This window comes from Actinomadura sp. 7K534 (genome assembly GCF_004348575.1).
GTDB lineage: Bacteria > Actinomycetota > Actinomycetes > Streptosporangiales > Streptosporangiaceae > Spirillospora > Spirillospora livida.
Window position 1 is genome coordinate 1 of the sequence record NZ_SMKB01000184.1, and the last position, 14,539, is coordinate 14,539.

Sequence of the window (14,539 nt, forward strand, 5' to 3'; positions counted from 1 at the left end):
CCTTTCCCCCCTTGCGCCCCTGCCGAGCGAAAACGATCCTTGCATTCGTGAATCGAATCGGCAATCCAGGTGAGCCCGGATACGGTCCCGGGGTTTCCCGGGAGCGTTTCCCGGCAATGTGAATTCCGTTCGGGCAAGGGGAAGTCCCGCATCGATCGGATAACGCCCACGTGGTCGGGCGGGACGGTCGGGGAAACTGCCCGTGCGGCCGGTTCCGCCGTCCGCGCGGCCGTGCCGGCCCCGGGAAACCACGGACCGCCGCACCGTGGGTTTCCGGTGGCAGGACGTGTCCGCAGGTCCGAGCATGGAGAGGGTGGTCGTGGTGATTTCCGCCCCCCGGAGACGCAGGTCGCCGGCGTGGTTCGGCGCGGAGACGAGGCGCGCCCTCGCCGCCGGGCTCGCGGTGGCGGGGCTGGCGCTCGTCGCCGGCTGGCCGTACTGGCGTGACCATCCGGGGGCCGCGGCGATCACGCTGGTGAGCTGTGCCGGGCTCGCGGTGGTGGGCGTCCTGCTCGCGACGGGCGGGCGGACCCGGCGCACCGGGCTGCTGTTCCTGACCGCGTCGGTGTGCTGGGCGGCCAACTGGGCGGCGAGCTGGGACGCGGGCATCGGCCCGATCGTGTCGCCGTACGCGCAGGCCGAGTTCTACCTCGCGCTGGGCGTCGGCGTCCTGATGTACCCGAGCGGGCGGCTGGAGTACCCGGCCGACCGGATCTGGACGGCCGCGGCCGGCGTGATCCTGGTGGTCTGCCCGACGGCGCTGTGGGTGACGTCCGAACCGGAGTGGGCCGCGTTCCGCGGCGAGTCGGTGTGGTGGCCCGCGCCGTTCCCCGACTTCGAGCTGTTCCAGACCGTGCTCCAGGTCTCCGCGGTGCTGTACCTCCTGCTGGCCTTGTCGTTCGCCGTCGTGCTGCTCCTGCGGCTGCCGCGGATGGGACGGCTGCGGCGCCTGCTCACCCTCCCGGTGACCGCCGCGCTGGCGTTCGTCGGCATCTCCGCCGCGGTGACCCAGAAGCCGATCATGGAGGCGTCGATCCCGCTGGACGACCTCCTCCAGGTCTACGTGGTCCAGGGCGCGGTCGTCGTCCTCGTGCCGCTGACACTGCTGGCGTCCGGGCTGCGCCTGCGCATCGGCGAGCTGACCGTCGCGGGCCGGATGCTGCGGCTGACCGCGCCGGTGTCGGTCGAGCGGGTCCGCGACGCGCTGCGCGACGTCCTGCACGACCCGACGCTGGAGTTGTGGTTCTGGGCGCCGATGGAGGAGACCTACGTCGACACCCGCGGGCGTCCCGTCGACATCGACCCGGACGCCGACCCGGACGGCGACCCGGACGCCGACCCGGACGGCGAGGCGGGACGCTGGCGGCACCGGGTGGTCAGCGCCTCGGGGGACAGGCTCGCCGTCGTGGAGCTCGGCGGCGCGCTCCGCTACCACGAGTCCCTGGTCGAGGCCGCGCTGGTCGCGGGCGGCCGGGCGCTGGAGACCGCGCGGCTGCAGGCCAGCGTGCACGCGGGGCTGGAGCAGGTCCGCTCCGCCTACCGCAGGCTCGTCCGCGCCGAGACCGTGGAGCGCGAGCGCCTCGCCCGGGACCTGCACGACGGCGCCCAGCAGCGGCTCCTGGCGCTCGGCGCGATGCTCGGCACGCTGGAGGCCGTGACCGACGACCCCGTTGTCAAGGAGCACGCCCGGACCTGCCGCGCGGAGCTGGTGGAGGCGCTCGGCGAGCTGCGGGCGCTGGCCCGCGAGGTGCAGCCGGCGCTGCTCGGTCAGGACGGCCTCGGCCCCGCGCTGGAGGTCGTCGCCGAACGGCTCGGCACCCGCGTGAAGCTCGACGTCACCGGCCGCCGGTTCTCCCGCGAGGTCGAGTCCACGCTTTACTCTGCGCTTTGCGAGGCGCTGTCGTACGCTGTCGAGCGCGCGCGTGCGTCCGAGGTGCTGGTGCGCGTCGGCGCCGAGGGCGGGCGGCTGGTCGCGGAGGTGAGCTGCGACGGCGCGGGCGGCCCGGCCGCCGGCCCCGCCGACCTGCCGGGGCTGTCCGGCCGGCTCCGGGCGCTGCGCGGGCACGTGGAATTCGACGGCGGCCCCGGGCGGGGCACGACGGTGAGGATGGACCTGCCATGCGAGTAGCCGTGGCCGAGGACAGCGGGATCTTCCGGCAGGCCCTGGTCACCCTGCTCACCACGGTCGGCATCGAGGTCGTCGTGTCCGCCGCCTCCGGCGACGAGCTCGTCACCCGCGTCGCGGGCGACCCGCCCGACGTGGCGATCGTCGACCTGCACATGCCGCCGACCTACACCAACGAGGGCGTCGTCGCCGCGCGGCGCCTCCTCGACCGGCACCCGGGCACCGGCGTGCTCGTCCTGTCGGCCTACAACGAGACGCCGCAGGCGATGGAGCTGTTCCGCGACCAGCCGCGCGGCGTCGGGTACCTGCTGAAGGACCACGTCACCGACGTGGAGAACCTGCGGTCCGCGCTGGAGCGGGTCATGCGCGGCGAGGTCGTCATCGACCCGGACGTCGTGAGCAGGCTCGTCGAGGCCCGGCACCGGGAGCACGAGCTGGCCCGGCTGTCCGAGCGCGAGCGGGAGGTGCTGGCGCTGATGGCCGAGGGGCACTCCAACGCGGGGATCGGCAAGCGGCTGCACCTGTCCGCCCGCACCGTCGAGGACCACGTCCGGGCCATCTTCACCAAGCTGAAGATCGTCTCGTCGGGCGGGCCGCCGGGGCCGCAGGACAGCAACAAGCGGGTGCTCGCCGTCCTCACCTGGCTGCGCGCCGCGGACGCGCGCTGAGCCCGCGGGCATCAATCGGGTAACGGGCCCTCCCGCCCGGCGCTCCGGGTGCGGAACACTGACCGTGCCGGTCGGACCGCGTCAGCGGTCCGGTGGGCGGTCCCGCGTGCCGCCGGGACGCGTCCCGGGCCCGCCCTGCCCGGGGCCGCGCCCGGCATAGGCCCATGCTCCCGGCCCGGCCGCGCCGCGCACATCCGGGGAAACCACGGAGCCCGCCCGGGACGGCACGGAAGATCGGCCCGGCACCGAGGACCGGCCCGGAGGACCGGCACGGCACGCCCTGCCCAGGACGACACGAAGGGACCGCGGTGAGGCCCGTTCCCTGGCGGCCGCCCCTCTGGCTCGGCGCGCGGGTCCGCCGCGCCGTGCTCGCCGGCGCGGCCGTGGCGGCGGGCGCGCTGGTGTGCGGCTGGCCGTACTGGCGCGGGGCGCCCGCGGCCGCCGCGGTGACGCTCGCCTGCTGCGGCGGGTTCGCGATCGCGGGCGGGCTGCTGGCCGCCGGAAGGCTCGGCCGCCGGACGGGCGCGGCGTTCATCGCCGCCGCGGCGGCGTGGGCGGTCACCTGGTCGGCGGCCTGGGACGCCGGCGTCGGCCCGGTCGTGTCGGTGTTCGCCCAGTCGGTGTTCTTCACCGCGATAGGGGTCGGCGTCCTGATGTACCCGGGCGGGCGCCTGGAGGGGTTCGCCGCCCGGGCGTGGACGGGCTCGGCCGTCGTGGTCATGGTCGGCGGCCAGGCCCTGCTGTGCGCCTTCTCGCGTCCCGAATGGAACGGGTTCGCCGCGGCGGTGGCCTGGCCGTCGGTGGCGCCCGACTTCGCGGCGTTCCAGGCGGTCCAGCGCGGGCTGACGGCCGTGGCGGCCGGGCTGGCGGGCGTGCTGGTGGTCATCCTGGTGGCGCGGCTGCCGCGGATCGGGCCGCTGGACCGCGCGCTCACCGTCCCGGTCGCGGTGACCGTGACGGTCGGCGTCAGCGGCGCCCTGGCCGTCCAGGGGACGCTCATCGACCACGGCGTGGCGCTGGAGGACGTCATGGGCGTCTACCTCGTCCAGGGGGTCTTCGCCACGACCGTGCCGCTGGCCTTCCTGGGCACGGCGCTGCGCTCCCGGCTGGCCGAGCTGACCGTCGCCGAGCGGATGCAGCGCCTCACCGACCCCGTCTCGGTGGAGAACGTCCGCGACGCCCTGCGCAGCGTCCTGCGCGACGGCACCCTGGAGCTGTGGCTGTGGGCCGGCGGCGGCTACGTCGACGTGACCGGCCGCCGGGTCGACACCTCGCCGGGCGAGGCACCGGGACGCTGGCGGCACGAGGTCAGGACGTCCGGCGGCAGGCCCCTGGCCGTCGTGGACGTCGACGTCGCGCTCCGCGACCACGAGCCGCTCGTCGAGGCCGCGCTGACCGCCGGGGGCCGCGCGCTGGAGACCGCGCGGCTGGAGGCCGAGGCCCAGGCCACCCTCGAACAGGCCCGCGAGGCACGGGAGCGGCTCGTCCGCGTCCAGGCGGCCGAGCGCGAGCGGCTCGCCGCCGACCTGCAGCGCAGCGCCCAGCAGCGGCTCCGGGCGCTGGAGGGGCTGCTCGCGGAGCTGGAGTCCGCGGCGGGCGACCCGCGGGCGCGCGAGCAGGCGCGGATCTGCCGCCGCGAGCTGGCCGAGGCGGTCGCCGAGCTGGACGACCTCGCCCGCGGCGTGCATCCGGCGATCCTCGCCGACGCCGGCCTGGCCCCCGCGATGGAGCTCGTCGCCGCCAGGGCTCCCGTCCCGGTCTCGCTCGACATCCCCGCCGGCCGGTTCCCGCGGGAGATCGAGTCGACGCTGTACTTCGCCCTGTGCGAGGCCCTCACCAACGCCGTCAAGCACGCGGGAGCCGGGTCGATCGAGCTGAGCGTCCGCCCCGGGCCGGACCGCATCGCCGCCGAAGTCCGCGACGACGGCGCGGGCGGCGCCGTCCCGTCCCCCCGCGGCGGCCTCGCCGGCCTGACCGACCGCGTCCGCGCCCTCCGCGGCGACGTCACCGTGCACAGCCCGCCCGGCGGGGGCACCACCCTGGCGATCACCCTCCCCGCCCCTGCTCCGGGCGGCGACGGCTAGGGGGTCGCGTCGCGGATGATGGGGAGCAGGTAGCGGCGCGCGAAGGTCCGGGCGCCCTCGTCGTCGAGGGGGATGTGCCCGTCCGGGGTCAGCATGAGGGAGTGGGTGAGGCGGATGAGGATCTCGGCGACGACCTCGGGGTCGACGTGCGGCGGCGCGGCGCCGGCCCGCTGGGCGGTGCGCAGGCGCCCGGCGAGGTAGCCGCGGGCCGCCGCCAGCAGCGGGCCGGCCCGCACCGTCGCGTGCGGGAGGAACAGCTCCGGCTCGACGACCATGAGGCGGGTCATCAGGCGCTGCTCCCGGCTGATCCGCAGCGTGACGGCGAAGCCCTCGATCAGCCGCTCCTCCAGGGTCGGCAGGGCCGCGACGGCCTCGTCCAGCTCGGCGAAGAAGCGCCGCGCCTCCCGCAGCAGGACGCCGGTGACCAGGTCGCCCTTGGTGGGGAAGCGGCGGTAGATGGTGGCGCGGCCGAGCCCGCACTCGCGGGCCACGTCGTCCATCGTGGTGCGGCGGGGCCCGTAGGTCTCGAACGACCGCAGCGCGGCGTCCAGGATCCGGTCGGTCTGGGGTTCGCTCTCCGGGCCGCCCGTCAGCAGGCTGCGCAGGAGCTCGTCGTCGCTCGTCATCGTGCGGCCGACTCTAGCCGCCCGGCGCGCGGCGGGCCCGGCGCGCGGCCCGGGCGGCGATGGGGGAGTAGAGCAGCCGCTCGGGCGTCGCGGCGCCCGCCGCGCGCACGCTGCGCGCGAACATGCCGAAGCGGGCCCGGTCGGCGGCCGTCCAGGGCAGCCCGAACCGCTCGCGCAGGACGGGCGGGAGCGTCGCGATGCCCGTCTTCCGCAGCACCCGGGACGGGGGGAGCGCGATGCCCGTCCAGGCGGCCCTGGGCAGGGGCCACTTCGGGGGCGGCGGCAGCGGCCTCCGGTCGAGTTCGATGAGCAGTTCCACGGTGGAGTTGTTCTCGAGGCGGTTCTCGACCATGTCGCCGAAGTAGTCGCGGAAGGCGGCGGGGTCCTCCGGCAGGTGGCGCTCGGTGATGCCGAGGGCGAGCGCGAGGTCCCGCCACTCTTGGAAGAGCCGCTTCTCCCTGGCGGGCTCCAGCGCGCGTCCGAACACGCGCTGGGTGTGCACCATGCCGTGGTAGAGCGTGGCGTGGACCCAGAGGTACGCCTCGGGGTTCAGCGCGTGGTAGCGGCGGCCTTCGGCGTCGACGCCCTTGATGTCCTTGTGGATCTCGCGCAGCCGGGCCGCCTCGGTGCGGCCGCGCTCCTCGCCGCGGTAGCCGAGGAAGTCGTTCGCCGACTCCAGGGTGCGCATCAGGCGCCCCCAGCGGTCCTCCACGAAGGCGGAGTGGTCGGCGACGCCCGCGCCGACGACGGGGTGCGCGACCTGCAGCAGCAGCGTCGACCTGCTGGTGAACACGCCGCGCCAGTCGCCCGCGTAGCGCCAGGTGAGCGAGGACGGCCCGGGGATCGCGCCCGCCGGGCGGCGCGCCGCCGGTTCCGTGTCGGGCGCGGTGTCCGGCGCGGGGGAGGTGCGGGTGTCGAGGCTGTCCATGGCGGCTCGCCCTCGTGAGACGTTAATACAAAATTCGTATCATCATCTGTATCGGGCGGCAAGGCGGGGGCCGTCAGCCCGGACCGGGGTCGCGCAGCGCGGCGACCGCCTCGTCCTGCGTCGGATGGGCGATGAGGTGGCGGTCCAGGCCGCTGCGCTCGAGGATGGTGCGGAACCGCCGCTCCGGCCGCACCAGCACGAACTCGCCCCCGGCCCGGTGCGCGCTCTTCCAGAGGACGATCAGCGCGTTGAGGCCCGAGGAGTCGCAGAAGTCGACCTCGCCGACGTCCATGACGACCCGCGGCGGCCCGTCCAGCAGGCGCATGTCGGCGAGGACGTGGTCGCGCAGCTGGTCCGAGGTGAGGATGGTGAGCTCCCCTTCGGCCTCCACGACGAGACAGGAGTTGCGGGTGGTGCTGCGGACGCGCAGCGGTTCGGGAGGGACCGCGCCCGGCGGTCCGTCCGCTCCCAGGGTCATGCCGATCACCTTCCGTTGTCGCAGGCAGATCGCCTACCCGTGGCGGGGCGGGTCATGCGGGCCGGCGGCGGGAGGCGTCCGGCGGATCAGCGGAGGCGGATGAACTCGATGGCCTCGTCGGCGAGGCGCCGGGCGGAAGGCGCGTAGCGGACGCGCAGCTCCCGCACCACCCGCTGCGCCCGGATGGCGGGCCAGTCCGCGGGCAGGTGCCGGACGGGGAGCCGGGGGTCGGCGCGGACGAGCTGCAGCCACTCGGTGGTCAGCCACAGGTGCCGGGCGAGGTCGTCGGGGGCGCCGGGCAGCGGGTCCGGGCGGTCCCAGCGGCCGAGGAACGCGCGGTACCCGTCGGCGAGGCCGTCCAGGTCGAACGCCTCGCGCAGCATCCCGGCCACGTCCGTGGGCTGCTCGGCGGCCCCGGCGAAGACCTTGAGGTGGCCGTTCAGGCCGAGCCCGGCGACGATCGGGCGGACGTCCACCCGGGACGGCGCGATCCACGTGCCGTTGCCGAGCGAGCCGAACCCGGCCCAGGTGAGCCGCGCGCGCAGATCGTGGCGGACGCGCTGCCACGACTCGGGCATGGAGAACGCCAGCACCGTCCAGGTGCCGTCCCAGTCGTCGTTGAGCACGCCGTGCCGCCAGTCGCGGTCCTCGCCGTCCCGCAGGATCTCCTCCGACCGGGGGGTGAGCCCGAAGTGCATGCGCCGGCCGGAGCGGTGCCGCATGAGCAGGCCCCGGCCGACCATGCGGCTCAGCGTCGACCGGACGGCGTGCTCGCCGACGCCGAGCCGCGCGAAGGTCGTGATGAAGCTGCCGGAGAACACCGCGATGTCGCGGCCGAGGACGTAGTTGCCGAGGTAGGTCAGCATCAGCGACTGCGGCCGGAGCCTCGGGTACGGCTCACCGGCCGCCCGCGGCCCCGCCGCGCTGCCCGCGTTCACGCTTCCGGCTCCCGTCATCCCGCCAGCGTAACGACGGCGGCGGGACCCGCCGCCGCGCCCCGGCACAGATCTTCTGCAAAAGATTGACCGCTGTGAAGAATACGCCTAACTTCGCCCGTAGGCCCATCCCTCCGGGAGAGGACAGCCCGAATGCGCAACGAAGGACTCGGGTCCTGGCCGGCCCGCCGCGCCCGCAAGACCCCGCGGGCGGCCGCCCTGGTCCACGAGGGGCGGACGCTCTCCTACGCCGCCCTGCTCGGCCGTGTCGCACGCCTGGCGCACGCGCTGCGCGGCCTCGGCGTCCGGCCGGGCGACCGGGTCGCCTACCTCGGCCCCAACCATCCGTCCTTCCTGGAGACGCTGTTCGCGACCGGCATGGCGGGCGGCGTCTTCGTCCCGCTCAACACGCGGCTCACCGCCCCCGAGATCGCCTACCAGCTGGCCGACTCGGGCGCGTCGGCGCTGGTGTACGGGCCGTCCCACGCAGGGCTGGCGGAGGCCGTCCGCGACGACGCGTCCGCCCGCGCGGAGATCGCGGTCGGCGACCGGGGGGAGGGCAGGTACGAGGCGCTCCTCGGCGCCGCGCCGGACGAGCCGCTCGACCTTCCCGTGGCGCTCGACGACCCCTGCATGATCATGTACACGTCCGGGACGACCGGGCGGCCCAAGGGCGCGACGCTCACCCACGGCAACATCACCTGGAATGCGGTCAACGTCCTCATCGACCACGATCTGGTGGCGGGGGAGGTGGCGCTCGTCTCCGCGCCGCTGTTCCACACCGCCGGCCTCAACATGCTGACGCTGCCGGTGCTGCTCAAGGGCGGGACGTGCGTGCTGGTCGCCGAGTTCGACGCCGCCGCGACCCTCGATATGATCGCCGAGCACCGGGTCACGTTCATGTTCGGGGTGCCGACGATGTTCCAGCGGGTCGCCGCGGAGCCGGGCTGGGCCGGCGCGGACCTGTCCTCCCTGCGCATCCTCACCTGCGGCGGCGCGCCGGTCCCGCCGTCGCTGATCGAGACCTACCAGAGCCGGGGCCTGACGTTCCTGCAGGGCTACGGGATGACCGAGGCCGCGCCGGGCACGCTCTTCCTCGACGCCGCGCACGCGGTGTCCAAGGCCGGCTCGGCCGGCGTGCCGCACTTCTTCAGCGACGTGCGCGTGGTCGGTCCCGGCATGGCGGACGTGGCGCCCGGCGAGACCGGTGAGGTCGTCGTGCAGGGGCCGCACGTCATGCGCGGCTACTGGGGCCGCCCGGAAGAGACCGCGGCGGTCCTCGCCGACGGCTGGTTCCGCAGCGGCGACGCGGCCCGCGTCGACGAGGACGGCTATGCCTACATCGTCGACCGGATCAAGGACGTCATCATCTCCGGGGGCGAGAACGTGTACCCGGCCGAGGTGGAGAACGCGATCCTCGCCGACCCCGGCGTGCAGGACTGCGCGGTCATCGGCGTCCCGGACGACACCTGGGGCGAGGTCGGCCGCGCCATCATCGTCCCGCGCCCCGGTGCGGACGTGGACCCGGGCGAGGTCCTCGGCGCGCTGGCCGGGCGGCTCGCCCGCTACAAGATCCCCAAGTCCGCGGTGCTGGCCGGCGAGATCCCCCGCAACGCCGCCGGCAAGATCCTCAAGGCGCGGCTGCGCGCGGAGCACGGCATGCCATGACGGCACGCGAGCCGGCGGCGTCCGCCGGGCCCCGGGGCGGCGGGCGCCCGACCGTCACCAGTCGCGTACTGGACATTCTGGAGGCGTTCTCCGCCGAGAGCGCCGCGCTGAACATCACGCAGATCGCCCGCCGCGCCGGGCTGCCGCTGTCGACCGCGCACCGGCTGGTCGGCGAGCTGACCCGCTGGGGCGCCCTGGAACGGGACGGCGGCGGCCTGTACCGGATCGGGCTGCGGCTCTTCGAGGTCGCCGCGCTCGCGCCCCGGGGCTTCGCGCTGCGCGAGGCCGCGATGCCGTTCCTGGAGGACCTCTACGAGGCGACGCACGAGAACGTCCACCTCGCCGTCCTGGACGGCCTGGAGGTCGTCTACATCGAGCGGATCTCCGCCCGCGACGCCGTGCACGTCCTGTCCCGCGTCGGGGGGCGCTGGCCCGCCCACGCGACGGGCGTCGGCCTCGCGATGCTCGCGCACGCCGACACCGCCCTCCAGGAGCGCGCGATCGCGGGCCCCCTGCGCCGCTTCACCGACAAGACGATCACGTCCGGGCCGCGGCTGCGGCGCGTCCTCGCCGAGGTCCGCCGGACGGGCGTCGCGGTCAGCGACGGCCAGGTCGAGACGTTCGCGCTGTCGGTCGGGGCGCCCGTCTTCGGCCCGGACGACGGCGTCGTCGCGGCCGTCGCGATCGTCGTCCCGTCCGACGGCTGGGACGCGCGGGCGCTGATACCGGTCGTCCGCGCCAGCGCCCGCGGCATCTCCCGGGCGCTCGGCGCCCCCCGCGCCCTGCGCCCTCCGGAGACCGCGCTGCACGGCCGCTGACGGGCGGTTCTTCCGTTGGACGGAATCGCTGTGGCCCGCCTCGCCGCGGTGCCGGGATGGTCGGACCGACCCCCTGTCCACCCGCCGTCCTCCGGAGGAGCGCCCCATGGTCTTCGCACGCAACCAGTGGTACGTGGCCGCCTACAGCCAGGAGGTGGGCGACGGCCTCCTCGCCCGGACCGTCTGCGGCGAACCCCTCGTCCTGTACCGGACCAGGGCGGGGGAGGCGGTCGCGCTCACCGACCGCTGCGTGCACCGCCGCTTCCCGCTGTCGGAGAGCAACCGGGACGGCGACAACATCGTCTGCGGCTACCACGGATTCACCTACGCGCCCGACGGGGTGTGCGTCGCCGTTCCGGGGCAGACGCGCGTTCCCCGCACCGCCCGCGTCCCCGCGTTCCAGATCGTCGAGCAGGACTCGCTCGTCTGGGTCTGGATCGGTGAAGGGGAGGGCGACGCGAAGGCCGTCCCGCGCGCCCCGTGGCTGGACTCGCCCGGCTACGTGACCGTCCGCGGGATGGAGCACCTCGACGCCCGCTACGAACTGCTGGTCGACAACCTGCTCGACCTGTCCCACGAGACGTACCTGCACGCGGGCTACATCGGCACGCCCGAGGTGGCGCAGACCCCCATCACCACCGAGGTGGACGAGGACGCGGGCGTCATCTACGTGAGCCGCCGCATGAAGGACGTCGAGTGCCCGTCCTTCTACCGCGAGTCCACGGGCATCGAGGGTCGCATCGACCGGTGGCAGGACATCGAGTACCACCCGCCGTGCCTGTACCTCCTGCACAGCCGCATCGCCCCGACCGGCATCGAGCCAGGCCCGGACGGCGACGACCCGAGGGCCTGCCACGCCGAGATCGTCTACGCCATCACGCCGGAGACCGAGACCACCACGCACGACTTCTGGATGGTCGCCCGCGACTTCGCCCTCGACGACGAGGGCGTCTCGGAGTTCCTCGCCGAGAGCAACCGGACGGTCGTCCTCCAGGACGTGGAGGCGCTGAACACCCTGGAGAAGGTGATCGCCACCGAGCCGGAGGGCTACCAGGAGCTGTCCATCAACATCGACACCGGCGGCCTCGCCGCGCGCCGCATCCTGCAGCGGCAGACCGCCCGATGAGCCCTGCTCGCCCGGTGAACCCGGCCCGCCCGGTGAACGGCGGGCGCCTGCGGGTGGAGTGGTCGCCGGGGTCGGACCGCCTCACCGGCACCTGCCACTGCGGCGCCCGGCGCACCGCCGAGGACCCGGCCGAGATCTGGACGTGGCTCCTCGCCCACCCCGGCCACGGGACGCCGTGATCCCTACCGCCGCCGCCCGGCTCGGTTAGCTTAGGCTACCCTTACGCCGTGCTGTCCCCCGTGCGGAAACCACCGCCCTCACCTGCGCAGGCGGACGGGCCGCCCGGCGCCCACCGCCGGGCCTTCCGGTGGTGGCTCGCCGCGCTGGCGGCCGCGCTGCTGGCGGCGATCGCCGCCAGCCTCGCGATCGGCGCCGGCGACGTCCCGCTCGGGCGGGTGCTGCCCGGCGTGCTCTCCCCGGACGACGACTCGCGCGCCGAGCTGATCGTCCACGAGCTGCGGCTGCCCCGGACGCTCCTCGGGATCGCGGTGGGCACGGCGCTCGGGCTCGCCGGCGCCGTCATGCAGGCGCTCACCCGCAACCCGCTCGCCGAACCGGGCCTGCTCGGCGTGAACGGCGGGGCGGCGCTCGCGGTCGTCATCGTCATCGGCGCGTTCCAGGTGGACGACGCGCTCGTCTACGTGTGGGCGGCGTTCGCCGGCGCGGCGGGCGCCGCCGCGCTGGTCTACATGATCGGGGCGCGGGGGAGGGGCGGCGCGTCGCCCGGGCGGCTGGTGCTCGCCGGCGCCGCGGTCAACGCCGTGTTCAGCGCGCTGACGGCCGGGGTGATGCTGCTCAGCCCGCAGAGCTTCAACGGCTTCCGGTTCTGGCAGGTCGGCTCCGTCGGCGCGCGGGACATCTCCGTCTTCGTGCGCATCCTCCCGTTCGTCGTCGCCGGGGCGGCGCTGGCGCTGCTGCTCGCCCGCCCGCTGAACGCGCTCGCCCTGGGCGACGAGGCGGGCCGCGCCCTCGGCTCCAGCCCCGGGCGGACCCGCGCGCTCGGCGCCCTCGCGATCGTGGTGCTGTGCGGCGCCGCGACGGCCGCGGCCGGGCCGATCCTGTTCCTCGGGCTGGCCGTCCCGTTCATCGTCCGCGCCATGGTCGGCCCCGACCAGCGGCGCGTGCTGCCGTGCTCGCTGCTGCTCGCCCCCGTCCTGCTGCTGTCCGCCGACGTCATCGGCCGCGTCGTCACGCCCGGCGAGCTGGAGACCGGGATCGTCACCGCGTTCCTCGGCGCGCCGCTGTTCGCGCTGATGGTCCGGCGGGGAAGGACGCGCGACCTGTGAAGGCCGCCCTGAAGCCGCGGGTCCTGCGGGCGGGCGCGCTCTCGGTGCGCTGGGAGCCCCGGGCGCTGGCCGTGTGCGCGGTGCTGGCGGCGGTCGCGGCCGGCGCCGCCGTGCTCGTCGTCGGCTCCGGCGAGTTCCCCATCGCACCGCGGGACGTGCTGCTCGCCCTCCTCGGGCAGGGCGACCGCGCCACCGAGTTCATCGTCACCACCCTGCGGCTGCCGCGGGCCGTCACCGGCCTCCTCGCCGGGCTGGCCTTCGGGCTCAGCGGCGCCATCTTCCAGAGCATCTCCCGCAACCCGCTCGGCAGCCCCGACATCATCGGCTTCACGCAGGGCTCGGCGACGGGCGCGCTGCTGCAGATCCTCGTGCTCGGCGGCGGCGCCGTCGCCATCACGACCAGCTCGGCGGCGGGCGCCGTGCTGACGGCCCTCGCCGTCTACGCGGTCGCCTACCGCAGGGGCGGCGGCGTCCACGGCGTCCGGCTGGTGCTCATCGGCGTGGCCGCGGCGGCGATGCTGCAGGCGGCGAACTTCTACCTGCTCACCCGCGCGGAGCTGCGCGAGGGGTACGAGGCCGCGTTCTGGCTGACCGGCAGCCTGAACGGGCGGGACTGGAGCCAGGCCGTCCCGCTCGGCATCGCGCTGGCCGTCCTCGTCCCGGCGGCGCTGCTGCTCGCCCGCCCCCTCGGCATGGGCGAGCTGGGCGACGACACCGCGCGGGCCCTCGGCGTGCCCGTCCAGCGGACGCGGGCGCTGCTCACGGCCGCCGGCGTCGGCCTCGTCGCCGCCGCGACGGCCGCGGTGGGGCCGGTCCCGTTCGTCGCGCTCGTCGCGCCGCAGCTCGCCAGGCGGCTGACCCGGCGCCCCGGCGCGCAGCTGCTGCCGGCCGCGCTGACCGGCGCCGCGCTGCTGGCCGCGTCCGACCTCGTCTCGCTCCACCTGCCGGTCGCGATGCCCGTCGGCATCGTCACCGGCGTCCTCGGCGGCGTCTACCTCGCATGGCTGCTGTCGGCGACCGCGCGGAAGGGGACGACATGACCGGCCCGGCGGGCGCCGGCGTCGTCAGCCCGGCTTCGGGTCCGGACGCAGCGTCGCGGTCCGCAGGCCGGTGAGGGTGACGGCCAGCGCGAGCGCGAGCACGGCGCTGACCGTCCCGTAGACCACGATCGCGGCGCCCGGAGCCAGGTAGCGGCCCATGGCCCCCGCCCCCAGTGCCCCGATAGCGCCGCCACCGGTCTCCTGCGCGGCCCACAGCGCGTTCACGCGCCCCAGGTGGGAGTCAGGCGTATGGGACTGGATCAGCCCGTACCGCAGGATCTCCTCGACCGACTCCACGAACCCGTACGCGAACAGGATCGTGACCGCCAGCGCCGGATGCCGGGCCAGGCCCAGGCACGCCAGCGCGGCGAAGCCGGCGACGGACGCGACGAGCAGCGCCATGCCCGGCGCCCGCACCGTCCCGGCCCACCCGCTCGTGACGGACGCGAGCACCGCGCCGCACGCCGGAGCGGCGAACAGCAGCCCGACCGTGGTGGCGCCGCCGTCCAGGCTCTGCGCCGCGAACGCGGGCATCAGCACAGGAATGCCGCCCGCGACCATGAACAGCGTCCCGAGCAGCATGAGCGAGCCGACGACCCGGTGCGAGACCACGAAGCGGAACCCGTCCCCGATGGCCCGCAGCGGGTTCTCGCCCTCGTTCACCACCTCCGGGCGCAGCGGCGGGAGCCGCGTCAGCAGCGCGATCGTGCCGAGTGTCCCGGCGGCCGCGGCCGCGTAGTTCCACCCGACCCCGAAC

The 14,539-nt window shown here is 75.3% G+C and carries 14 protein-coding genes; 9 read left to right on the plus strand and 5 right to left on the minus strand.

The window, feature by feature from the left end; all coding sequences use genetic code 11:
* The first annotated feature begins 319 nt into the window (after positions 1–319).
* From E1266_RS27630 to E1266_RS27640, 3 genes are all read left to right on the plus strand, one after another.
* Positions 320–2,128, plus strand: coding sequence for a histidine kinase (locus E1266_RS27630; protein WP_165966237.1), 1,809 nt, complete (start codon positions 320–322; stop codon positions 2,126–2,128).
* Positions 2,119–2,793 (plus strand): response regulator transcription factor, encoded by a 675-nt coding sequence (locus E1266_RS27635; protein WP_132051922.1) that lies wholly within the window; start codon positions 2,119–2,121, stop codon positions 2,791–2,793. Before E1266_RS27630 ends, E1266_RS27635 begins: the two co-directional genes overlap by 10 nt.
* A gap of 308 nt (positions 2,794–3,101) precedes the next feature.
* Positions 3,102–4,877 carry an ATP-binding protein gene (locus E1266_RS27640; RefSeq protein ID WP_132051924.1) on the plus strand — a complete coding sequence of 592 codons (1,776 nt, stop codon included), beginning with the start codon at positions 3,102–3,104 and terminating at the stop codon, positions 4,875–4,877.
* On the opposite strand, the gene E1266_RS27645 is transcribed toward E1266_RS27640, so the two are convergent.
* The 4 genes from E1266_RS27645 to E1266_RS27660 form a co-directional block, all read right to left on the minus strand.
* Positions 4,874–5,503, minus strand: a complete 630-nt coding sequence (locus E1266_RS27645; protein ID WP_132051926.1) for a TetR/AcrR family transcriptional regulator — start codon at positions 5,501–5,503, stop codon at positions 4,874–4,876. The two genes, E1266_RS27640 and E1266_RS27645, sit on opposite strands and share 4 nt — an antisense overlap.
* Positions 5,504–5,516: 13 nt before the next feature.
* A complete protein-coding gene (locus tag E1266_RS27650) occupies positions 5,517–6,431 on the minus strand; it encodes an oxygenase MpaB family protein (protein ID WP_132051928.1) in 915 nt (304 codons plus the stop codon).
* Between the two features lie 73 nt (positions 6,432–6,504).
* Positions 6,505–6,909 (minus strand): STAS domain-containing protein, encoded by a 405-nt coding sequence (locus E1266_RS27655; RefSeq protein ID WP_132051930.1) that lies wholly within the window; start codon positions 6,907–6,909, stop codon positions 6,505–6,507.
* 86 nt (positions 6,910–6,995) lie between these two features.
* On the minus strand, positions 6,996–7,865 hold the full coding sequence (locus E1266_RS27660; RefSeq protein ID WP_243718949.1) for a PaaX family transcriptional regulator C-terminal domain-containing protein: 870 nt from the start codon (positions 7,863–7,865) through the stop codon (positions 6,996–6,998).
* A gap of 132 nt (positions 7,866–7,997) precedes the next feature.
* On the opposite strand from E1266_RS27660, the gene E1266_RS27665 reads away from it, so the two are divergent.
* The 6 genes from E1266_RS27665 (at position 7,998) to E1266_RS27690 (ending at position 13,782) form a co-directional block, all read left to right on the plus strand.
* Positions 7,998–9,512: a long-chain fatty acid--CoA ligase gene (locus E1266_RS27665; RefSeq protein ID WP_132051932.1), complete on the plus strand. Its 1,515-nt coding sequence runs from the start codon at positions 7,998–8,000 to the stop codon at positions 9,510–9,512.
* Positions 9,509–10,330, plus strand: coding sequence for an IclR family transcriptional regulator (locus E1266_RS27670; protein ID WP_132051934.1), 822 nt, complete (start codon positions 9,509–9,511; stop codon positions 10,328–10,330). The genes E1266_RS27665 and E1266_RS27670 overlap by 4 nt, the downstream gene beginning before the upstream one ends.
* Positions 10,331–10,436: 106 nt before the next feature.
* Positions 10,437–11,456: an aromatic ring-hydroxylating dioxygenase subunit alpha gene (locus E1266_RS27675; protein ID WP_132051936.1), complete on the plus strand. Its 1,020-nt coding sequence runs from the start codon at positions 10,437–10,439 to the stop codon at positions 11,454–11,456.
* On the plus strand, positions 11,453–11,635 hold the full coding sequence (locus E1266_RS27680) for a hypothetical protein (RefSeq protein WP_132051938.1): 183 nt from the start codon (positions 11,453–11,455) through the stop codon (positions 11,633–11,635). Before E1266_RS27675 ends, E1266_RS27680 begins: the two co-directional genes overlap by 4 nt.
* A gap of 48 nt (positions 11,636–11,683) precedes the next feature.
* Positions 11,684–12,742, plus strand: coding sequence for an iron chelate uptake ABC transporter family permease subunit (locus tag E1266_RS27685; RefSeq protein ID WP_243718951.1), 1,059 nt, complete (start codon positions 11,684–11,686; stop codon positions 12,740–12,742).
* Complete coding sequence (locus tag E1266_RS27690; RefSeq protein WP_207945949.1) at positions 12,739–13,782, plus strand: iron chelate uptake ABC transporter family permease subunit; 1,044 nt, start codon at positions 12,739–12,741, stop codon at positions 13,780–13,782. Before E1266_RS27685 ends, E1266_RS27690 begins: the two co-directional genes overlap by 4 nt.
* 24 nt (positions 13,783–13,806) lie before the next feature.
* On the opposite strand, the gene E1266_RS27695 is transcribed toward E1266_RS27690, so the two are convergent.
* On the minus strand, positions 13,807–14,539 hold a 733-nt coding region (locus tag E1266_RS27695; protein ID WP_132051940.1), incomplete at its 5' end, for an MFS transporter.

What these genes read in the sequence shown, in the direction of transcription:
- E1266_RS27635 (WP_132051922.1), top strand. Translation starts at nt 2,119, where the DNA reads ATGCGAGTAGCCGTGGCCGAGGACAGCGGGATCTTCCGGCAGGCCCTG.
- E1266_RS27645 (WP_132051926.1), bottom strand. Translation starts at nt 5,503, where the DNA reads ATGACGAGCGACGACGAGCTCCTGCGCAGCCTGCTGACGGGCGGCCCG.
- E1266_RS27650 (WP_132051928.1), bottom strand. Translation starts at nt 6,431, where the DNA reads ATGGACAGCCTCGACACCCGCACCTCCCCCGCGCCGGACACCGCGCCC.
- E1266_RS27655 (WP_132051930.1), bottom strand. Translation starts at nt 6,909, where the DNA reads ATGACCCTGGGAGCGGACGGACCGCCGGGCGCGGTCCCTCCCGAACCG.
- E1266_RS27660 (WP_243718949.1), bottom strand. Translation starts at nt 7,865, where the DNA reads ATGACGGGAGCCGGAAGCGTGAACGCGGGCAGCGCGGCGGGGCCGCGG.
- E1266_RS27665 (WP_132051932.1), top strand. Translation starts at nt 7,998, where the DNA reads ATGCGCAACGAAGGACTCGGGTCCTGGCCGGCCCGCCGCGCCCGCAAG.
- E1266_RS27670 (WP_132051934.1), top strand. Translation starts at nt 9,509, where the DNA reads ATGACGGCACGCGAGCCGGCGGCGTCCGCCGGGCCCCGGGGCGGCGGG.
- E1266_RS27675 (WP_132051936.1), top strand. Translation starts at nt 10,437, where the DNA reads ATGGTCTTCGCACGCAACCAGTGGTACGTGGCCGCCTACAGCCAGGAG.
- E1266_RS27680 (WP_132051938.1), top strand. Translation starts at nt 11,453, where the DNA reads ATGAGCCCTGCTCGCCCGGTGAACCCGGCCCGCCCGGTGAACGGCGGG.